We start from the raw sequence: 17,971 nt of genomic DNA, 5'->3' as shown, positions 1-17,971 counted from the left end.
GGAGCGAGCTGTGTCGGGCGCGGGCGAGCGCATCGCCCAGGAGCTCGCGGCGCTGGCCGAGCGGGAGCGAGCGGAGATCCTGGCCGTTCAGGTAGAGCAGATCGAAAGCATAGAGGATGGCGCCGGCCGCCGAACGCTTGCCGCCGCGCCCACCAAGCGCCTTCTGCAGTGCGCTAAAGTCGGAGGCACCCCGCTCGTCGAGGACCACTGCCTCGCCGTCGAGTATGGCGGTGTCGAGGCCTAGCTCGCGTGCGTCATGCGCGATCGTCGGGAAGCGGCTGGTCCAGTCATGGCCGCCGCGGGTGATAATCCGGACCTTGGCGCCGGGCCCGATATGGACGGCCAAGCGATAGCCGTCCCACTTCACCTCATAGGCCCATTCGGGTCCCGTCGGCGCCTTGCTGCTCAGGAGCGCCAGACAGGGCTCGACGCGCTCGGGCATGGGATCGAAGAACAGCGCCCGCTGTCGAGCTTCGCGCCGGCTCGGAGCAGGCCCCTTGATGATCTCGACCATTGGGCCGGGACGAAGCATCCGCTGGGCACACATGACGCAACTCCGAACGCACAACGAGTCGAAACCGGCGCTCCTCCGAATCGTTCCGTAGCGCTATGCCTCGCCTTCAGGAGACCCGATCATGCGCTACCCGCCCGAGAACCCGCCCCTCGCCTATTCTTTCCTCGCTGGCCGGGAGGTCAGCACCTGGTCCGAGGAATGGAAGGAAGAGTGCGAGCTCAAGTTCCTCGCCGAGATGCCGCTCAGCAAGCGCAACCAGGCGCTAGACGGCGTGAAGGACGAACTGCGGGGCATCAAGCAGATCCGCGGCGACGCGGCAGTCGCGAAGCTGCGCGCGGAGATCGATCGGTATGCTGCGCTGGTGGCGGTTCGCTGAAACGAAAAAGGCCGCCCACCCCGAAGGATGACCGGCCCGAGTTGACAGGGAGGAAGCTGGACTAGGAGGGGCGGCGCGCTGCCTCAAGCTGGTCGATGCGCCGCGTTAGTCGCTGAGCTTTATCAGGACCGTGTCGCCTACCACACGCGTTGACCCCTCGCTTGGCCATGAAGGCATTCCCGCGAATTGTTCAGCGAAATCGCCCTTGAAATAGTCTCCAATAACCGGGTAGCCTAGAGAGCGCATATAGTCCGGCGCTTGGAATTCGAGGGGTGCCAAGTCGAACCACGAGTGCGCCATTTGGGATGTAGGTGGCATAGGATAAGGCGACCGCGATACTATCCGGCCAGATATCTCGATTTTGTAGAGACCAAAATCGCCCGGTTTGCCAACGCTCGCAACTCGCCGGAACAGGTCTCCAGCTATGAAAGCATCCTTCTGCGCCATCAAGGTCGATCCGGCAGCAGCGCGGTTGAAGACCACAGAGCCCTGAAAGGTCGCGATGAGCGCGACAGCCATCAGTGCATATCTGGCTTTCCAGCCCAGCAAAGAGATCGACGCGACAAACAGGAAAGCCGAAAGCATCGGCATCACCGTCATTACCCGATAGGGGATGCGCTGACCGCCGCCCGCTGCTGCGAGCTGGAATGCTACAATTGAAATATTCGCCAGCAGAACCCATGCCGCGCCCAGAACCCCGACGACGGGTCCGCGCTTGAATGCCGCCCACACGAACAGAAGACTCGATAGGAGAAGGGTGGCCCCAAACGCCCAGGTGCTTAGATAATAGAACCCGCCCGCACCCCACACGACACCGAGAAAGTCACTCCAAGCCAGTGCCATCCCGCTCGCAGGGTTCGAAAACAGTGCGGGCAGATTGATGAAGCCATCAGCATAGAATTCCACCCTCTCGATACTGTAAAACCAGTTGGCGAACCTACCGACAATACCCGACGCCACAAAACCGGTCGCCGCTGACGTAAGGAGCAATCCATGCAGGCCGACCACTCGGCTGAATGTCGTAGTTCCTCGAACGTAGCAGAAAATGATGGCGGCAGACGAGACGACGAGCCCGACTACGAAGAATGCCTGATAGAGCCCAACTGTTGCACACAGGCAAACTGCCGAAACAATCACGCAAGCCGCTACCTGAACCCAACTTCGTTTCGGGTCTGCGGCGATGCTGAAGGCAAGAGCTGAAAATGAAGCGGCAACAAGCCCCAACCCCATAGCCGTATTGTTGGGGCCAAATTCCATTAGAAAGAGCCATTGAGGGCTCGCCACAAAGAACGCGAAGGCGGCGACCAAAGCCCAAGTAAAAGTTTCTAGGCCCGTAATGCGACAGAGAGCCATAAAGGATGCTATTTGGCAGAGACCCAACAGGGCAAGCGGCGTGAATGGAATGACCGGGGTCGGGAGGATATACCGCTCAACTAGGAATGCGGCCCACCGTCCCTGCGCCAGCCATATCCACGGCCAAGTGCGGAATATCGCACCCTGATCATCTATAGTCACGCTTAGGCTAGCGAGATTGGGAAGATAAATAACCAGAAATATTAGAAAAAAGCTGGCTGCGGCTAATGGGCTTATGACGCGTATGGAATTGCCACCCTGCATGAACGCCCGTCCTACACATGCCAACCAAAACTCCCTGCAGCCAGTAGGCGAAAACCCGTGCAGGTGAAACTCAAAAAATGGCAGGCCAGCATGCAAGTGGTCTGAAGTTATCTGCCCACCCTCTGTCCTACAGCAGGCGACGACTGGCCTGCCCCCGATGCTGGACCGGACCGAGTTTAGGGGCGCGCGGTACGCCGTTTCCGATCATCAAGGCGCTGCCTGATCCTCCTCTCGACCTCGTCCTCGATCTCGTCGTCTCGCATCTCCCTCGCAATGCGCTTGGCTTCAACCTGCACCCTTTCGTCGCTGTCCTGCTTGTGCAGGAGTGACAGCAAGGCCTCGACTGCTGTGGCGATGCGTTCGTTCGCCGCCGTCGTGCGCGCCTGTTCCGAGGCAAGCTCTCGGATAGGGTTCATGTCCGCGATGGTGATGCCGGGGATCACACGATCGCCCGTCGGACTGGTGGGGGCCTTCCTCTCCTTCAGGTACTGGCGAACCATGACGATTGCGATGGCGATGCCGGCAGCAAGCGTCCCGATAACGTTCTCGGGGGAGAGGCTTTCAGGAAGCGCCATCGGCAACGGACCTGTCCATGTTCGCCGCATCCTTGGTCGCTGCGATGATGTTCATCGCGTCGAGCACAAGAAGGCCAGGGTACACGGCAAGGCCAGTCGTCGCCGCATCCGAATTCCAAAGGCCGAAGCTGATCTGAAGCCAGAGAAAGCAGGACAGGAACGACGCCAGCGCCCGCACATGCGGGGACCATCGCCCGTACCATGTGCCGGCGAATGTGCCGTTGATGACGAGCGCAAGAAAGCGGAAGGCGCCCACGACAATGGCAACCCACCCCCATGTATCCTCGGACATGATCGCCGCCATCTGACGCCATGCAGGGTTGCCGGCAAAGGTATGGTGAGGCCCGAGGAGAATGACGCCCCATGTGATCAGGATGCCCGCCAGTACCCATTCCGAGCGCCGGGCGGGGAAGTGGTCATGGATGCCGAGATACAGCCTGACCGGGAGCGGGTAATTGCGGTAGGGCATCACGGCTTCCACTTGCAAAGCCGGGCGCCAACAGCGTTCGCCTGCTTCACCTGCGTGATAGTCTCGTCGGTGTCCCGAGATGACCACCGGATCGGCTGGAACTGATCGCACAGAGCCATTTCAGTCGCGCTTCCACCCGTCGCTGTCACGCAGCCGGTCAGGATCGACGGCAGCGCCAGCCCGAGCAGCAGCGCCGTCGCGGCGAATTGTGTTCGCATTGGTGATGTCCTCTAGCTTCGCCTTCGTCTTGGCGTCGGAGCGGGCTTTGAACCAGATGCCGGCGCCGGCCAGCACGCCGCCGAACAGCGCCGCCAGCGGCTTCCAGAACTCGGTAAGCAGCCCTGCGAGGAGCGCACTCATGCGACCACCTTGGCGCTCGGGATGGCCTGCGCCAGCTTCTCGCTTTTGACCTCGACCTTGGCGACCTCGGGGAGCTGCGCGACTTCCTCGATCTTCGCCGCCGGCTGCTCGCGTCGCTGGCCTAGCCAGATCACCCAGCCGACAAGCAGTGTGCCGATGATGTATGTTGCGGCCTCGACCATGGGATCAGCCAGGTAGTCGGGAAGCCACCCCTTCGCGACGAGGACCGGAACTACGACAAGCAGAAGCTGCCTCGTGAGGACGGGCCAGTCGATCCATGAAAGCATGGTCATTTCCCCTTGAAGAAATAGGAGATCAGGGACGCGAGCGAGGCCCAGATGCTCGGGCGGATCGGCTCGTCGCGGACGATGAAGGCGGGCGCATCGGCAGCGTCCAGGCCCTTACTTGGAGCTTTTGGCTCGTTACTTGGTGTCTTCGGAAGCGACTCTACAGGGACGGCGTCGTAAGTGTTGGCGGGGGCCTCAGGCACCAGCCACAGCAGGTCCGCGACCTTCTGCGAGGTCGCCTTGCCGAGATTGCCCTTGGCGTCAGCGGTGTAGACGAGCGCGTTCCCGTTGTTCGAGTACGTGCCGTTGAGAAAGAGCGCCCGCTCCTTCTGCCGCCTCGGGATCAACTCGGGCGGCTTCTTCCAGACGAGGAACTGCTCGGCAGCAGCCTTCCGGTCGCCAGCATTCAGCCGCTTCGTCAGCGTCGCGCTAGAGATGGCGCCAGTGTTGTAGTGCCAGTGCACGAGAGCGTCGAACTCGTGCTGCTTGAGCGGCACCTTCACCGCCTTCAAGACAGCGGCCTCGTATTCGGCGAGGTCTTTGCGGAATAGCTCGATGCACGCCTTGAGGGACGTGGCGACGCCCTTCGGCATCATCGCCGGGTCAGGAGCACCGGCCGCCTTCGTGTGACCGATTCCGTAAGTCCAGACGCCTACGCTATCCCGGTACGGATATGGCACGATGCCTTCCGAGCAAACGAGCTCGATCAGCCCCTTGTCGCTGACTTTCATAGGATACCTCGGCATGAAAAAGCCCGCGCTAGGCGGGCGGTAGCTTTGCTACTGAGGCCGGATCGGCTATGTCCGCGCGTCAGCTTCCGATGAGCCAGAGAGCCCGCTCATCACTAACCAGAGAGTCAGCAATAGTGAGCAGTCTTTTGGACGTTAACAGCGACCCGCACGACTGGGCAGCCTTCAATGTATCGCAAAACGTAGAAGTCTTGGCCGAAAGCGGTCTTATCGCATCTTTCCCGCCGCGCGATCTGATGCAACGCGTATCGGGTCTAACTGACCGCCTCGACTTCGCCAGCCATGGCCGTGACATTTTCCTTGCTCTGCATTCCGCAAGTCCTTCGCCGTTATTCGAGTATCCGAGCATTCTCGACTTCGGCATCGGCTCTGGCCGCCTCGCACGCATGTTCAAAGGGTTCAGGGGCCGATACACCGGCGCTGACATCGATCACGAGCTTCTGGAATGGGCTGGCACTCACCTTCCGTGGGTTGCACCGATGGCGACCACCCCCAGAGCTCCTCTGCCAGCGCGGGATGCCTCGTTCGACTGCGTGATCTCGATTTCCGTTTTCACGCATATGTCGGAGGCAGATTCGCTCTTCTACCTAGACGAACTGCACCGCGTGACGAAGCCTGGCGCCACCCTCCTACTGACGGTTCACGGCGAACGGGCGCTCAAGCGTGCTGAGACGGAGAGCGACATTTTCGAGATGTTGTCGATCCCCCGTGCGAAGCTGGAAGGCGCGCGGAGCGCCATGCCCGGCTTCTCGTTCATCCTCCAGCAAGGGCACCTAACCTCCGACGCCTACGAGTACGGCATCAGCTTCACTGGCGAGCAGTATGTCCACACCGAGTGGGCCAAGCGGTTCCAAGTCAATCGGGTGGTATCTGGCGCGATCCATGACTTTCAGGACATCGTTGTGCTAAAGCGTACGTAAGCCGATTGGACTTGCACGCCGCCGCCTTCGGGTGGCGGCTCTACGGTCACGACCTGGATCCGGCCATCGGCAATCGCTGCAAGCAGATCGCAGGCCAAAGCCAAGCGAAAGCAGCGCGGCTTGCACCTCGCGAGTGTTCATCTTGGATCTCCGATGAGATTGGCTTGCGCTGCTGGCTAAGTTGTGGTGCTGACGTGGAGTGACCCCGAAGCACTCCAATTCGTTCGACGCCCTGCGCCTTTTCGGCGCCCTTTGCGTCTTCTGGAGCCATCAGCTCGGTGCGGCCGGGTTCGCGGAACCCACGGTTCCATTGTTGGATACGACCGCGGGCGGGTTCGGCGTCGCGCTCTTCTTCGCAATCTCGGGATACCTGGTCACGATCAGCCTGCTCAATCGAGGGTCGACGGGCTCCTACCTGTGGAGCCGCGTCCTGCGGATTTACCCGGGACTGATCGTGTGCCTGCTCGCGACCATGCTCGCCGGCGCAGCGGTGTCATCGCTACCGGCAGCCGAGTACTTTGGACGGCCGGAAACATGGGGCTTCGTCTGGCGAAATCTTCTCTCGCTGTTCGTCGATCGCCAATTCACGCTTCCAGGCGTCCTCGCCGAAGCGCGATGGCCGGCGGTCAACGCCTCGCTCTGGACCATCCCCTACGAGACAGCCGCCTATCTCCTGCTGGCGGGTCTGTTCGTCGTTGGGGCAGCCGCATCCTTCAGATGGCGCGTGGTGGCCGCGGCACTGCTGGCACTCGGGCTGTACGTGTTTTTCTACACCGCGGTTCCGTGGCCGGAAGATCGGTCGACGTGGTTCACCCGCGCCGAGCCTCACTTCCTCGTACGTTTCGCCATCCCGTTCCTCACAGGGGCGGCCGTCGCAGCCCTTTCGGGGGAACGGGCGATGCTCCTTGTTGCAGGTGCCATGGCTATCGTGGCGGCCGCGGCCTCGACCACCATCCTGTACGAAGCGCTTGCCTGGGCCATCGCAGCACTGCTGGTGATCCGGGTTGGCATTTCGCAACTGCTAGCATGGTATCCGACGCGAAAGGTCGGTGACCTTTCCTACGGCATCTATCTCTATGCTTACCCGGTCCAGAACTATGCGATTGCCAAATTCTTTGACGGGACCAACTTTGCAGCCGTAACAATCGTCAGCTTCGCGGTGATTGTCGCGCTTGCCGCAGTATCGTGGCACATCATCGAGAAGCCGGCCCTGCGGCTGCGAGAGCGGAAATTGGCGCCCGTCAGGCGGCCGGCTGAGGCCACGCAGCCGTGATCGAAAGCACTGCTGCGATATCCGAGGCCTGATCGATATTGTTCTTGGTGCGAAGCCGAGTGGCCTCGATCGCCGCGCCGGTCTGCGCCCATGCCGCGTCCATGGCGAGAACGGTCGTTGCGACGGCAACGATGTCCGCGCCGTCGATCCCAATCGACGCGGCGAGCATCGGGTAATCAGCCGGGACGGGATCGGCGGCAGCGAGCACCGCCTTCGCTTCCTCGACCTTGCGTGCATAGGTCATCGCCTGACCTGCGCCCGGCGTGATCCAGTGCAGCCGCTGGCGCTCGGCCTCTTTGTCGATCTCGGACTTGCGGGCCGAGCGGAACGCTCCAAGAACTACCCCCTGGGGCACACCGGCTGCGATGAGCTGCGCAGGCGTCCAGGCGGCGTAATCGCGGCCGTCATGCGTGAGGTTGAGCTGCATCATTACCTCGTCACGAGCTGGTCAGGTTACACATGAAGTTCCAGAGCGAGTTCGGGTCGAGCCCTGCCGTCAGCGGCGCCCCACCGATCACGCTGGAGTAAATCTTGCCCGAATTATCTCCGGTCAGCGTAGTGATGTTGAGGTTGAGGCTCAGCCGGTTCACCGCCGCGATGAACCAAGTCGTGTTCGCGGTTCCTGGCGAGGTGAGCGTGCAGTTCACCATGTCCAGCGAGGCAAAGCCGTCCGACGTGAACTGTCCGCTCCGGATCTGGGTGCCGCCCGAGACCGCGCCTCGGATGAACCCAATCGTGTTGCACTGGAGGCTGTCACCCGCGCCGAGGAAAAAGCCCGACGTGTTGTTGGGGTTGTTTGCGATGTTGGTGAACATCGGGTCCTGCAGGTTGCCCGCGATCGGGTTGGCTACAAAGGTGAAGTTGCGCAGCTCGGGCGCGTTACCGGCCGCGTTGAAGCCTTGGATATTCAGTCGACGCCCGTTGAGCCGGGTGATCTGGTTGTGGGAGTAGTCGCCGGTCAGGCCGATGTTGCAGATCCCGCCGATCGGGGTCCGACGCATCGCCTCCAGGATCGACGCGAGCGGCGAAGCAGCGCTGCCGATGTTGTTGTCGGAGCCCGAACCCTGGTTGACGAAGAAGTTGGTAGCGCTCGGCAGAGGAGCGTTGAGATACTCCACGCTGACGCCATTATACATGAAGATGGCAACAGCATCCGGTCGCAACACACCGACCGGGCAAGGATATTTGCCTCCAGGCATGGTGATCGACTTCGTGCCTGTAGCACCCGTGACTGCCAGGGTCGCCGCGTCGGTATTGAGCAATGCGATACGCACGAAGAGCGGAACGTTGAGGAGGTCGGCCCAGTCGGTCGGCGCCGGATCGAGCGTGATTGAGAGGGCGTTGGCGGTGCCGCCGGCGAGGCGGTAGTTGCCCCCCAGCGACCGAATTGCCTTTGCGAGCCGGTCGATGTCTGCGTCGTCGATCGTGAGCCCCGCCTTGGCGATGGCACGGCCGATCTGCCCGGTCTCCCACCAAGCCAGCCAGTCGAACAGTTCCTTGGCAGCAGGGCCGCAGCCGAAACCGTTGGCGAGCTCCCCGGTAGTTGGGACACGGCGCGTCGCGCTCGCCGCGAAGGGAAGGTTGATGGCGGACATGTCGATCCTCGCTCAGGCGCAGGTGTAGGTGTGGGGGTCGGTCGGGCAGAGGAATTCGGCGTTTTCGCAGAAGCCGCCCCACCCCGTTCCGAAACCGAAAATCGGGCCGAACCCGAGATGAACCATTGCGCGGATGCCGGGCGCGATCGGGAAGACGCGGAAGGCGACGGGAAGCTGCGCGGTCTCGTCGGCCGTAAGCGCCCTGCCCGGCGCAAGGATGACGCTGCCGACTGAGGTGTCCGCGACCTGTGCAGTGTCGCCCCAGACATGCCGAATGGCAGCCTGCAGCGAGGCGACATCATAGAGCCCCATCATCTGGTAGCGGCGAGCCTTCAGCATGCCGCGATAGGCCTCGTCGTCGTCGATGCAGAGGGTTGAGTTTCCGAGCGGCGGGCAGTCAACCCAGGTCGACCCCGGCGCGCAGAAACCCGCGATCGTGAACGGCCCGGGGCTGCCGCAGTCGAAGCCGAAGACGGCCGGCGCGTCGCAAACGCAGTGGCATCGCGGAAAGCCGAGCCACTTGCCGATGATCGTGAGCTGATCGCCAGCGGCCGAGTCGATGTCGAAGAAGCTCGGGACCTCGTTGAGCTCGATCGCCGCGCCTTCTCCCTCCCCGAGAAAGGCGCGGACCAGGGCAAGGAACTTCGTCGCCTCGCGGTACTGCGTGGCGACCTTGTCGACCTCGGCCTCGACGAGGTCGCCGCGAAAGATCGCGGGCATTCCGCTGAGCAGGTATTGGTCGCTGCTGAGCGAGACCTCGGAACTGCTCCAGGACCACACGATCAGCCCTCCAGCGCTTCGACGCGTGCCAGCAGCCCGCGCAGCATGAAGCGGTCGAGCTGGTCGGGCCTGAAGCCGAGGCGGTCGCCGTCCGGCTCGTCGATCTCGACCCAGATGGTCTCCTCGCGCTCGACCATGACCGGGACAGGGTGCAGCGCCGGCCGCATCTCGACGATGATCGCCGGCTGGCCGTTCTGGTCGAGCAGGTCACTCTGGCGCTCGACCGGCTCCATCACCTGCTCCCCACTCTCGTCGAGCACAGGCTCCATCCGGAAAACGGGCTTCGGTGGTCGCGCCTTCTGGACCAGCGTCGGGACGCCGTCGCGGACCTCGATGACGGTATCAAACCCGTCATCGGGTTCGGTCTGCTGCTCCGTCACCACCTGCGTCTGCTGGATCTTGACCTTGCGGGTGACCTCGTCGCGGCAGATGAAACCATACCGCCACGGATCGAGGCCGTGGCCTTCCATGATCTCGATGGCGCGCTGCACGGTCAGGCCGACATGCAGGCGAGCGCTGTCCTCTCCCTTCTCCGCGATCGCGGCCAGCCACTGATAGATGCCGATCTCCGCGATGAGGTCGCGGGCCGCCGCGATCTCGGCCGCGTTGAACGGGCGAACAGGCGTCTTCTCGCGCGCGTCGGAGGTGTTGATCGTCCCGGTGCCGGCGTAGACGACGGACCATCGGTTCGATGCGCCGCCTAGGGTGAACCCGTTATCAGTCCCGCACGTCCAGTTACCGAAATAAACGGCGTGACCGCTTGCCCGAATAATCTGTAGCTGTGTGCGGAGACCTGCCCCCGGATCATCATACGCAAGCAGCTCAAAATTCGAACCACCATTGCTCCCGCTCTCAGCGGAAGCGTTGGCCCGAAGGTTCCAGCGTAGCGCGCCGGCGGTTCCGAAGCGAAGCTCCCGCGTCGTTCCAGCCGCACCGCGGATCAGCGCCGTCGCGTTCACGTCAAGCGTCGCCGCGACGCTCGCAGTGTGTCCCACTGACAGTCCGCCACCGTTTCGGCACAGCGCAGCAATCGTCCCGGCCGTTCCCGAGGCCAGGCGATGGTCGGCCGTAGAGGTGCCGTCGGCCCGATAGACCACAAGCGCAGTCGACCCGCTCGTGTTGGTGCCGCGGCCAAACCGCCACTCGCCCGACTGCGAGCTGATCTGCGTGAAGTCGAAGTCGAGAACCCGCCCGATCGAGTTGTCACCCAGCATGCGGAACTGGCCAGAGGTCGCGAACGCCCCGATCTGCAGGCCGGCGTTAACAGTGACCGGCCCGCCGAAGGTCGACGCTCCCGTGAAGGCTGGGGATACCAACGGCGCTTTGCCGCCCATTGCGGCATACAGCTCGACGAAATTCGCCTCGATCTTGGCCGCCCCCTCGCGCGCCTTGTCGGCCGAAGGATCATTGTCGAATTGTCCGAAGTTGAGCGACTGGCGCGCCATGTCAAGCCACCGTGATGCTGATGCGATCGGCCGAAACGACCATGATCTGGAAGAAGGCGATGTCGACCGGAACGGCGCCCGGGGTGGCCGGGACGATGCTCGCGCGGACCTCGTCAACTTCGATGTTGGGGTATCGCGACTCGATTGCCTGACGGATCAGGTACTCGGTCACGTCCTGGCCGTTCCGGGGCCGCGTGGTGCCGGTCAGGGCATCAGCAAGGCCCGCTGCGATGGCGAGCGCCGAAGGCGGCGGGCAGCCGTTGCGGTCTGGGCGGGCGATTACGTCGACCGCAATCGAGACGGGGACCTCGGCCGGCCGGATGATCCTGATCGACCGGCAGAAGCCTTCGATCGTCGTCTCGACCGTCGTATTCCCATAGGTCCCGATGCCGGGGACCACATAGGCGCGGACCGTCTGGGCGATGTCATCGTCATCGCCGCCGAGGACCGCGACCGCGACGCTGTGGGCGGCAATCCCATCGGCGTCCGCCGTGTCGCCGTCGTTCACATAGGTCTGGACCCAGGTGACGCCCGCCAGAGCAGATAGCGCTTGCGACAGGTCGCTCATGTCGATGCGGGCCCGGCCGGCGTTCGTGATCGCCTGACGGAAGTCGATGTCGCTCTCGCCAGGCGCCCGGCTGAGAAGCCGCAGCTTCCCGACCCGGTCGAGGTTGTTGCCCTCCGACTGGTCGGGGTCGAGCGCCTGATAGACTGACAGCGCAAGCTCCCAGACGGACGCAGCGAGATCGGCATGAAGGCCGTTCAACTGGCCCAGCGGCGACGCCGGCGTCTGAACCACGCCGGGCCCGAACGTCGCGATGTTCGCCGCTTCGATATCGGCAAGGATCTCCGGCAGCCGCTTCAGTTCGAAGCCGCTCGGGATGACGCCATAGGCCATGGGAGCCCCTAGAACTGGATGTCGAGGATGTCGTCGAAGACGGTTGCGACCTGGCAGCGCTCGATGCGAAGCCCGCGCGAGGCGCGATCGTAGACCGCGCTGAACTCGAGGATTTCCGAGACGCCAGGCGTCGCCGCGATCTGAGCCTTGATGATGCTCTCAGCCAGCGGCAATTCGGACGGCGGCCGGCCCAAGACGTACTTCGTCCACTCGACGCCGGCATCCGTGTTCAGGAACCACTCGCCGTGCCAGAGCATGAGGCGCTGGCGGATATGCTCGCCGATCGCCTCGGCGTCATAGACGAGGACCGGCGATCCGATCGCATCGAGGCGCAGGTCGTTGTGCGGCTGAATCGACAGCCCGACGAAGTCAGCCATAGCTCAGGCCTTCATCCCGTCGATTTTGGCAATAAGCGCGGTCGCCGCGGCCTGCGTGCCCGCATCGGTCGGGGCCCCGGAATTCACGTGATCCTTGATCAGCACCAGGGCGCCGCGGACGATGTCGAGCAGGCTGTCGCCGCTCTCGCTTTTCAGGTCGATCTTGCCATCAGCGCTGACCGTCAGCTTGTCGGAGCCACTGGGACCGCCGACGATTGCCGATGAGCCCCCTGCCCGCGCCTGAAGCCCGCTCTTGCCGTCCTTGGAGCCGAAGTGAGCCCCGCCGGCCGGCATGTTCTCCATGACATCGCTGTCCTCGCCGCCGCCCGGATAGGCGATGGCGTCGGAGAGGTTGAAGGAGCGCGTCGCGCCGCCCTGGGCGTTGCCACCTTCGGTCTGGCTCGTATCGGTATTGCTCTGCCGAACATGGACGATGACCGGATCGCCGGACTTAAGGTCGTAGTGGGCCCCGAATCCACCGCCACTCGGCATCGCGACGCGTATGTCTTCCAGCGCCGGCGCCTGGATGGTCTGGCCGCCGATCGACTGCTCGAGCTTGATCTTGATTGTCGCTCGCTGCGTGGCGCGATCGTAGCTGACGATCTCGCCGTCGAGCGTCGTGTTTATCTCGCCGACCTCGGCCTGAACGGCGGCGCGGAACGCATCGCTTTCATTCCGCCTGTTCGACGAACCGACATACCCAGCCATCAGCGAACCACCTTACCGCCCTCGGCGCGATTGGCCTCGATCTCAGCGTACCAATCGTCTCCCTCGTTGGTGCCGGTGAAGGTCACCTGAGAGACGCGAAAGATGCCGCCGCCCTGATCTGTCTTGCTCTTGTCGCGGCCGCTCCCCTCGTCGAGGAAGCCGGATCGAACGTCGATCTGGCGGCCAGGCGCGATATTCGGGTTCAGCAGGGTCTTAACCCGGATACCCTTGTCGGTGGTCTGAGGGATGCCGATCATGCCGGTATCCTCGGAGATCACCGTGACGCCTGGCAGCATCTCGTTGTTCTTTAGAACCTGGGCGGTGCCGTCTTGGATCGACCAGTAAAGCCGGTGCTGGCGCCCGATCTTGTCGAGCTCCGCCGCGGCGTGACCGAAGACCGTGACCGGGCGCTTGTAGGCCGGCAGGTCATCCAGGCCTTTCATCTCGCCCTTGGCGACCCCTGGCAACTGGCCAACTAGGTACTCGACGATCTCCTTGGGCTTCGTGCCCTTCTTGAATGTCTTCGACGCGGCGCCCTTGGACACCGCTTCGTCACCATCGCCACAATCGATCGCCGACTCGATGTCCGGACTGTCCTTGGTGTCCGTCGAGTCCCGAATGCTGCCCTTGAAGATCGTGGAGAGCGGCCCATCCTTGTAGCCGACCTTAAGCTCGATCTTGTCGAGCTCGTCACCGAGTTGCTTCCGATGGCTCTTCGTCAAATTCCAGATCGAGATTTTCGCCTCGTTCTGGCTGCTGCCGATGCCTTTCGACACGCTAAAATCGATCTTCAAGTCGCGAACGGTGAGGGTCCCGGCCTTGCCAGAGATCGTCACCTCGACCCGCCGAATCCATTGCCGAATGCTCACGCCGCAACCTCGGCTGCATCGTAGTGGAAGAGCCTCACCCGACCGGACGGCAGTTCGGTACGACCGGGCTCGACTTCCTGATCGCCCCACGGCGCAGCAATCAAACTGCCGATCCCGAGGCCAAACGGCGCTAGGAGGTCGACGCCGAGGACGATGCGCCTGCCCGACAGCACCCGCACGCCATCGACGTCGAGGTCGAACGACCAGCGATTATCCCAGGTCGAATAGTTCACGACGAAATCGCATCGCCGGCCGGAAAGGGTCGTCGTGAACGCCTGCGACGGGGCGTCGATGATGGGGAGCTCGCGGTATGCCATGGGCTCAGTCGACCGCGATTGCGCCGCTCAGAATCTTGTCGGTGCGGCTAGGGATGCTCTCGGCCGGCCGCGCGGCGACCTGGCCGCGCTTGGTGGTGCCTTGGGCCTTGTCGCTCTGGCTTGAACCGCCGCCCGCGCTCGTCTCCGTGCTGACGATCCGGACTTCCTCGAGCTCGGCCTCGAACTTCAGAACGCGACTGTGTTCGCGGTCCCGCTCCGGCGTGATCCGGATCAGCATCATATCGTTGTAGACGCGAAGGCCGGTCACCAGCGTGAATGGCTCAAGCCGTTCCTGCAGGTCTAGCAGTTGCTGATAAGCAGCAACGGCGCGCGGACCATCGACGACGGACTCCAGCGTCACCTTGCGAGGCAGGCGCCACGCGTGATCGCTGATCTTCACACCTTTCTCGACGGGATGCTTCGGGATTTCGATCTCGGACTCGTGCGTCTCCGATACCACCACATCCACAAAGACGCCGCCGATCGAGCGAGAGATGAGGATGCAGCTCACGGCGCCCCGGCTCCTGCTGTGCTTGCGTTCGATGCCTTGATCCGCGAGACGGCCTGATTGACCGCGCCAGCGACAGCCGAAGCAAGACCCTCCTGCGGCGCGCCGTTCACGGTCACGTTGTTCGTGATGCTCCGCTGGTCGTTGCCGAAGTCGGACTGGTTCACGGTCTTCTGCTCGGCGGTCTTCTGAAGCTTCGAGGCGTTGGCCTCCGGCGAGAGCATCCGGCGGAAATACTGCAGCCAGCCTTCGGAGGATGGCGCCGCGGTGGGGCTAGATGCGGACCTGGCCGGCTCGGAGGTGCGGCGGCGATCCTCAGCGTTCTGAGACAGCCGGTAGCCGTCGGTGAGGCGGCTTTGCCGATCTGGTGCGGCCGGCGCGCTGCCGGTCTCGCCCTCGCGGCTCTGACGTCGACGCTGTCGAGCCCTCTCCGCGGCAGCTTCGATGCTGTCCTCAAAACGCTTCTGCGAGAGCTCGGCAGCCTTCTCGGCCTCGCCTTGGGTGCGCGGAGTGCTGAACGATTCGGCCCTCCTTGCTTCGCGCTCACTCTCTTGGCGCGCGTCCCGCTCGGGGCCCGTCTCCGCGATCAAGCCGGTCGCCTTGCCGAACGACACCAGCTTGTCGAGGAAGGCGTTCAGCGGCGGGAGCACGTGGGTCGCCAGCGCGACACCGATCTCGGTGAGGCGGTCGGCAGTACCTTCCAAGAGGGCGCTCGCCTTCAGAGCCGCATCTTCTGCCTGGCGAGCGACGTTGTCGCGGTCACCTTCCGACTTGTTGGACGTGGTGGGGAAAAGGCTGGCCGCCTTTCGAACGAGCTCTGGCAGATCCTTTAAAGCGATACTGTCGAGGAGCACGCGAAGCCGACCGCCGATGCCTGCGTCCTCGGCGAGCTGATCGGTCTTGCGGTCCTGCTCGATCGCCTTCTTGCGCAGCGCCGCGGCTTTGCGGGGCGCCTTGTTGCCGATCGCATCGGCTTCCTTGCGAAGATTGGCTGCCTGCTCGGTCGCGCGCTTGTATGCCTGGAAGACATCGAGCGCGATCGCGGCGGTGTCTCGGCTCTTGCCGGTCTTCGGATCGACGTTGAACGAGTCGTTGATTCCGAAACCCTGGAATTTCTTTTTGGCCTCGGCAGCATCGTCGCCGCCCTTGCGAACGGTCTTGGCGATCTCGTCGATCGCCCCGACAACCTTCTTGGCCTCGGCTTCGAATCCATCACCGAAGCCAGCGACGCGGAGGATATTGCCCAGCGTCTCCATGTTCTGGCCGGTCGTGCCCATCTCCTTTGCCGTCAGGACGAATGCCCGGCGCGCCCGCGCCGCGCGGACACCCGCGATGACGAAGGCGGTCCCGACCGCAGCAACACCGGCGGCAACGCCGGCAGCTACGGTGAGGAGGCGGGCAAAGACGCCCAAGATCGTGCGCAGAGCAGTGCCGAGGCGAGAGGCGCCCGTTGCGGCGACAGCCGTGCTACGGCTCGTGGCGATGAGGGTCTTGTTGCCCTTGGCCGACGCCTTGAGGGTCTTGTCCCATTCCTTCCGCGCCGCGCGGAGCTTTTGGATGCCGTCGACCTCAAAGCCGAGTTTGGAGATCAGCTCGTCTAGGATCATCTCACCTCGCGCAGCAATTCTGCCGCGCGTGGCGGCGACGCTATTTCAATCTGATGAGGCCAGAGCGGATCGTACCCTGAGGACCGAAGGCGCTCTCTGCTTGTTGGCATGGCGCATCGAACTGCGGCTTGCCTTTGCCATAGACCGAGCCGGTGACGCGCCACCCTGAGCCTGCCTGATAGAAGGCGCGCTCCAGTGCTTCGGCATCGGCTGGCCTAGACCGTGAAACACCGCGCTCCGTCAGGTACTTCTCGATAGCGTCCCGATTAACCTCGAAGCCGCAATAGGGCGCGGCCGCCGTGACATCAGCCACGGCCTTGATCGCGGCGTTTTTTCCGTCCTGCGCCGAGGCAACGCCTGCGACCACAACCGCCGCAGTAATGATCACCGTTCGCATCTCCACCTCCCTTTTGCGGCAGGATGCTTTGACCCGCCGGATTCGGAAAGGGGATATTCTGAGCCGGTGTCCCATGAGATTCGGCCATGCTCAGCTTCATCAGACGGCTCTTCGCCAAAGCCCGTAACGAGACGGGCTCTGCCCTTTGGCCTTACCCGCTGACCGGACGCGGCGTTCAGATGATGCTTTTTCACGCTGTTCGAGTTGCTCGTGTGGCCGCTCCCGCTCGCGAGGCCGACATGGTCCGGCTGCTAGGGCCCAACCCCCTTGAAGTCCGATCCAGACCCTCGAATCATGAGCCCTTCATGACCCCGGACGACCTAGGATCCTTCAATCTTGATCGGAGGCTGAAGTTGTCGGCGGAATTCTTCCTCTGCCTGGCGCCCGAGGCACAAAAAGATCCGCAGGGGGCAGAGCGCAAGCTCGTGAGACACAGCATAGCGTCGATTTCGAACCGGCGCGATCTCAACCGGATGGTTCAAACGATGGGGCCCAGGCAGATCGTTGAGTTCATCCGTGACAGCGAAACCGGCTGCGGGCAGTCGCGCGCGTTCGTCGGAAAGTCTTGGGCTGCCGTAGCTCCCGATCTCCCTTTGCCCGGCTGCACGGCCGAAATCTGCCTTTGCGGTAACAGGGCCGTTATCGATTTCTAGCGGCCTGCTCAATCGCCTTCGCCGCCATGTGTTCCTTCAGGTCGAGCACCTCATGCAGGTCGGCGATATCGTCGATGGTCAGGATCGTCTTGATCTCGCCCAGTGAGCAGAGGGGTGGATCGGCCATCACGGGGCGCAGCAACCACGCCCGCTTGTCGAGGTTCGGCGCGACGGCGCGGACCTGGGAGGCAGAGAGGCTTACGCCGCCCGGGCCGCCTTCAGGAGGACCGAGCCCGCGCCGTCGGCGAAAAAACTGCCGAACTCCGTCTGGATGGCGAAGCGCGCGGTCTGCAGGATTTCGGCGAGGTCCATGACGCCCGCCATCGCCGGCGCTCCGTCGATGCGGCAGTACCCGACCATCTCCAGGATGAAGCCCTTCACCTCGGGCACGTTCATGTTCTTCGCGAACTTGAGGAGACCCACGATCGCGAGCTTGTCGCTTTCGCCTTCATCCGCCGTGAGCACCGATTCCAAGAGGGTGTCGCCCTCTCCGAGGAGCTGCAGCAGGCGGAGCATCAGGTCGAGCGCCTGGTCTCCGGGCAGCCGGTCATAGCGCACTGTCCGACCGTTGATCTTCTTCTCAGCCATGAAAGTCCCCACGTCGCAACAGCGTTCGATTGATTGTAATTCTCGATGGAACGGCGCAGTTGTATTTACCCGACTGAAGAGCTCGGGTG

At 63.1% G+C, this 17,971-nt stretch carries 24 protein-coding genes and 1 pseudogene; 4 read left to right on the top strand and 21 right to left on the bottom strand.

Annotated elements, in window-relative coordinates; all coding sequences use genetic code 11:
- Positions 1-514 (bottom strand): annotated as a pseudogene (locus ASE63_RS28430) (ATP-dependent DNA ligase); the annotation flags it as partial.
- Positions 515-635: 121 nt separating this feature from the next.
- On the opposite strand from ASE63_RS28430, the gene ASE63_RS14940 reads away from it, so the two are divergent.
- Complete coding sequence (locus ASE63_RS14940) at positions 636-890, top strand: hypothetical protein (protein ID WP_056802497.1); 255 nt, start codon at positions 636-638, stop codon at positions 888-890.
- 105 nt (positions 891-995) lie between these two features.
- On the opposite strand, the gene ASE63_RS26615 is transcribed toward ASE63_RS14940, so the two are convergent.
- The 6 genes from ASE63_RS26615 to ASE63_RS14910 all read right to left on the bottom strand — a co-directional run bounded on the left by ASE63_RS26615 (position 996) and on the right by ASE63_RS14910 (position 4,929).
- Positions 996-2,507, bottom strand: a complete 1,512-nt coding sequence (locus tag ASE63_RS26615) for a glucosyltransferase domain-containing protein (protein ID WP_082609962.1) — start codon at positions 2,505-2,507, stop codon at positions 996-998.
- Between the two features lie 176 nt (positions 2,508-2,683).
- Positions 2,684-3,082, bottom strand: coding sequence for a hypothetical protein (locus tag ASE63_RS14930; protein WP_056802490.1), 399 nt, complete (start codon positions 3,080-3,082; stop codon positions 2,684-2,686).
- Positions 3,069-3,551: a hypothetical protein gene (locus ASE63_RS14925; RefSeq protein ID WP_056802488.1), complete on the bottom strand. Its 483-nt coding sequence runs from the start codon at positions 3,549-3,551 to the stop codon at positions 3,069-3,071. The genes ASE63_RS14930 and ASE63_RS14925 overlap by 14 nt, the downstream gene beginning before the upstream one ends.
- Before the next feature lie 120 nt (positions 3,552-3,671).
- Positions 3,672-3,911: a hypothetical protein gene (locus tag ASE63_RS14920; RefSeq protein WP_056802485.1), complete on the bottom strand. Its 240-nt coding sequence runs from the start codon at positions 3,909-3,911 to the stop codon at positions 3,672-3,674.
- On the bottom strand, positions 3,908-4,198 hold the full coding sequence (locus ASE63_RS14915; protein ID WP_156410371.1) for a hypothetical protein: 291 nt from the start codon (positions 4,196-4,198) through the stop codon (positions 3,908-3,910). The genes ASE63_RS14920 and ASE63_RS14915 overlap by 4 nt, the downstream gene beginning before the upstream one ends.
- Positions 4,199-4,200: 2 nt before the next feature.
- Positions 4,201-4,929, bottom strand: a complete 729-nt coding sequence (locus ASE63_RS14910) for a lysozyme (RefSeq protein ID WP_056802480.1) — start codon at positions 4,927-4,929, stop codon at positions 4,201-4,203.
- A 134-nt stretch (positions 4,930-5,063) separates the two neighbouring features.
- Between ASE63_RS14910 and ASE63_RS14905 the strand changes: the two genes are divergently transcribed.
- Together ASE63_RS14905 and ASE63_RS14900 are read left to right on the top strand one after the other, a co-directional pair.
- Positions 5,064-5,867: a class I SAM-dependent methyltransferase gene (locus tag ASE63_RS14905; protein WP_162261780.1), complete on the top strand. Its 804-nt coding sequence runs from the start codon at positions 5,064-5,066 to the stop codon at positions 5,865-5,867.
- 199 nt (positions 5,868-6,066) lie between these two features.
- Positions 6,067-7,140 (top strand): acyltransferase, encoded by a 1,074-nt coding sequence (locus ASE63_RS14900; RefSeq protein ID WP_056802474.1) that lies wholly within the window; start codon positions 6,067-6,069, stop codon positions 7,138-7,140.
- Here ASE63_RS14900 and ASE63_RS14895 read toward each other — a convergent pair.
- From ASE63_RS14895 to ASE63_RS14840, 12 genes are read right to left on the bottom strand one after another with little or no spacing between them, the layout of a single operon-like run.
- The gene (locus tag ASE63_RS14895) at positions 7,109-7,570 is read right to left on the bottom strand and encodes a hypothetical protein (protein WP_056802471.1); all 462 of its coding nucleotides are present in this window, start codon (positions 7,568-7,570) and stop codon (positions 7,109-7,111) included. The two genes, ASE63_RS14900 and ASE63_RS14895, sit on opposite strands and share 32 nt — an antisense overlap.
- A gap of 7 nt (positions 7,571-7,577) precedes the next feature.
- Positions 7,578-8,735: a hypothetical protein gene (locus ASE63_RS14890; RefSeq protein ID WP_056802468.1), complete on the bottom strand. Its 1,158-nt coding sequence runs from the start codon at positions 8,733-8,735 to the stop codon at positions 7,578-7,580.
- Between the two features lie 12 nt (positions 8,736-8,747).
- Positions 8,748-9,515, bottom strand: coding sequence for a DUF2612 domain-containing protein (locus ASE63_RS14885; protein ID WP_056802465.1), 768 nt, complete (start codon positions 9,513-9,515; stop codon positions 8,748-8,750).
- Positions 9,516-9,517: 2 nt separating this feature from the next.
- Positions 9,518-10,960 carry a tail fiber domain-containing protein gene (locus tag ASE63_RS14880; RefSeq protein ID WP_056802462.1) on the bottom strand — a complete coding sequence of 481 codons (1,443 nt, stop codon included), beginning with the start codon at positions 10,958-10,960 and terminating at the stop codon, positions 9,518-9,520.
- 1 nt (position 10,961) lies between these two features.
- Complete coding sequence (locus ASE63_RS14875; RefSeq protein WP_056802459.1) at positions 10,962-11,858, bottom strand: hypothetical protein; 897 nt, start codon at positions 11,856-11,858, stop codon at positions 10,962-10,964.
- A gap of 8 nt (positions 11,859-11,866) precedes the next feature.
- Positions 11,867-12,235, bottom strand: a complete 369-nt coding sequence (locus ASE63_RS14870; protein WP_056802456.1) for a hypothetical protein — start codon at positions 12,233-12,235, stop codon at positions 11,867-11,869.
- Positions 12,236-12,238: 3 nt separating this feature from the next.
- Positions 12,239-12,943: a Gp138 family membrane-puncturing spike protein gene (locus ASE63_RS14865; RefSeq protein WP_056802453.1), complete on the bottom strand. Its 705-nt coding sequence runs from the start codon at positions 12,941-12,943 to the stop codon at positions 12,239-12,241.
- On the bottom strand, positions 12,943-13,779 hold the full coding sequence (locus ASE63_RS14860; protein WP_156410370.1) for a hypothetical protein: 837 nt from the start codon (positions 13,777-13,779) through the stop codon (positions 12,943-12,945). Before ASE63_RS14860 ends, ASE63_RS14865 begins: the two co-directional genes overlap by 1 nt.
- Before the next feature lie 29 nt (positions 13,780-13,808).
- The gene (locus ASE63_RS14855; RefSeq protein ID WP_056802448.1) at positions 13,809-14,129 is read right to left on the bottom strand and encodes a hypothetical protein; all 321 of its coding nucleotides are present in this window, start codon (positions 14,127-14,129) and stop codon (positions 13,809-13,811) included.
- Between the two features lie 4 nt (positions 14,130-14,133).
- On the bottom strand, positions 14,134-14,640 hold the full coding sequence (locus ASE63_RS14850; protein WP_056802445.1) for a phage baseplate protein: 507 nt from the start codon (positions 14,638-14,640) through the stop codon (positions 14,134-14,136).
- The gene (locus tag ASE63_RS14845; protein ID WP_056802442.1) at positions 14,637-16,244 is read right to left on the bottom strand and encodes a hypothetical protein; all 1,608 of its coding nucleotides are present in this window, start codon (positions 16,242-16,244) and stop codon (positions 14,637-14,639) included. Before ASE63_RS14845 ends, ASE63_RS14850 begins: the two co-directional genes overlap by 4 nt.
- Before the next feature lie 40 nt (positions 16,245-16,284).
- A complete protein-coding gene (locus ASE63_RS14840; RefSeq protein ID WP_056802440.1) occupies positions 16,285-16,641 on the bottom strand; it encodes a hypothetical protein in 357 nt (118 codons plus the stop codon).
- 86 nt (positions 16,642-16,727) lie between these two features.
- Here ASE63_RS14840 and ASE63_RS14835 point away from each other — a divergent pair, with 86 nt between their 5' ends.
- Entirely contained in the window at positions 16,728-17,294 is a 567-nt protein-coding gene (locus ASE63_RS14835) for a hypothetical protein (protein ID WP_056802437.1), read from the top strand.
- Here ASE63_RS14835 and ASE63_RS27290 read toward each other — a convergent pair.
- Together ASE63_RS27290 and ASE63_RS14830 are read right to left on the bottom strand one after the other, a co-directional pair.
- Positions 17,281-17,436 carry a hypothetical protein gene (locus ASE63_RS27290; RefSeq protein WP_156410369.1) on the bottom strand — a complete coding sequence of 52 codons (156 nt, stop codon included), beginning with the start codon at positions 17,434-17,436 and terminating at the stop codon, positions 17,281-17,283. The genes ASE63_RS14835 and ASE63_RS27290 overlap by 14 nt on opposite strands.
- A 56-nt stretch (positions 17,437-17,492) precedes the next feature.
- The gene (locus tag ASE63_RS14830) at positions 17,493-17,882 is read right to left on the bottom strand and encodes a phage tail assembly chaperone (RefSeq protein ID WP_056802434.1); all 390 of its coding nucleotides are present in this window, start codon (positions 17,880-17,882) and stop codon (positions 17,493-17,495) included.
- Between the last annotated feature and the right edge of the window lie 89 nt (positions 17,883-17,971).

It is taken from the genome of Allobosea sp. Root381 (genome assembly GCF_001429395.1).
In the GTDB taxonomy this organism is placed as follows: domain Bacteria; phylum Pseudomonadota; class Alphaproteobacteria; order Rhizobiales; family Beijerinckiaceae; genus Allobosea.
Note: the sequence above shows the minus strand (reverse complement) of the source record. Positions and strands in the feature narration are given on the sequence as shown.

Bases quoted from the DNA above. Each gene is read 5' to 3' on its own strand.
- ASE63_RS14925 (WP_056802488.1), bottom strand. From the start codon at position 3,551: ATGCCCTACCGCAATTACCCGCTCCCGGTCAGGCTGTATCTCGGCATC.
- ASE63_RS14835 (WP_056802437.1), top strand. From the start codon at position 16,728: ATGCTCAGCTTCATCAGACGGCTCTTCGCCAAAGCCCGTAACGAGACG.
- ASE63_RS14915 (WP_156410371.1), bottom strand. From the start codon at position 4,198: ATGCTTTCATGGATCGACTGGCCCGTCCTCACGAGGCAGCTTCTGCTT.
- ASE63_RS14910 (WP_056802480.1), bottom strand. From the start codon at position 4,929: ATGAAAGTCAGCGACAAGGGGCTGATCGAGCTCGTTTGCTCGGAAGGC.
- ASE63_RS14880 (WP_056802462.1), bottom strand. From the start codon at position 10,960: ATGGCGCGCCAGTCGCTCAACTTCGGACAATTCGACAATGATCCTTCG.
- ASE63_RS26615 (WP_082609962.1), bottom strand. From the start codon at position 2,507: ATGCAGGGTGGCAATTCCATACGCGTCATAAGCCCATTAGCCGCAGCC.
- ASE63_RS14845 (WP_056802442.1), bottom strand. From the start codon at position 16,244: ATGATCCTAGACGAGCTGATCTCCAAACTCGGCTTTGAGGTCGACGGC.
- ASE63_RS14870 (WP_056802456.1), bottom strand. From the start codon at position 12,235: ATGGCTGACTTCGTCGGGCTGTCGATTCAGCCGCACAACGACCTGCGC.
- ASE63_RS14865 (WP_056802453.1), bottom strand. From the start codon at position 12,943: ATGGCTGGGTATGTCGGTTCGTCGAACAGGCGGAATGAAAGCGATGCG.
- ASE63_RS14840 (WP_056802440.1), bottom strand. From the start codon at position 16,641: ATGCGAACGGTGATCATTACTGCGGCGGTTGTGGTCGCAGGCGTTGCC.
- ASE63_RS14895 (WP_056802471.1), bottom strand. From the start codon at position 7,570: ATGATGCAGCTCAACCTCACGCATGACGGCCGCGATTACGCCGCCTGG.
- ASE63_RS14940 (WP_056802497.1), top strand. From the start codon at position 636: ATGCGCTACCCGCCCGAGAACCCGCCCCTCGCCTATTCTTTCCTCGCT.
- ASE63_RS14830 (WP_056802434.1), bottom strand. From the start codon at position 17,882: ATGGCTGAGAAGAAGATCAACGGTCGGACAGTGCGCTATGACCGGCTG.
- ASE63_RS14920 (WP_056802485.1), bottom strand. From the start codon at position 3,911: ATGAGTGCGCTCCTCGCAGGGCTGCTTACCGAGTTCTGGAAGCCGCTG.
- ASE63_RS14930 (WP_056802490.1), bottom strand. From the start codon at position 3,082: ATGGCGCTTCCTGAAAGCCTCTCCCCCGAGAACGTTATCGGGACGCTT.
- ASE63_RS14875 (WP_056802459.1), bottom strand. From the start codon at position 11,858: ATGGCCTATGGCGTCATCCCGAGCGGCTTCGAACTGAAGCGGCTGCCG.
- ASE63_RS14890 (WP_056802468.1), bottom strand. From the start codon at position 8,735: ATGTCCGCCATCAACCTTCCCTTCGCGGCGAGCGCGACGCGCCGTGTC.
- ASE63_RS14855 (WP_056802448.1), bottom strand. From the start codon at position 14,129: ATGGCATACCGCGAGCTCCCCATCATCGACGCCCCGTCGCAGGCGTTC.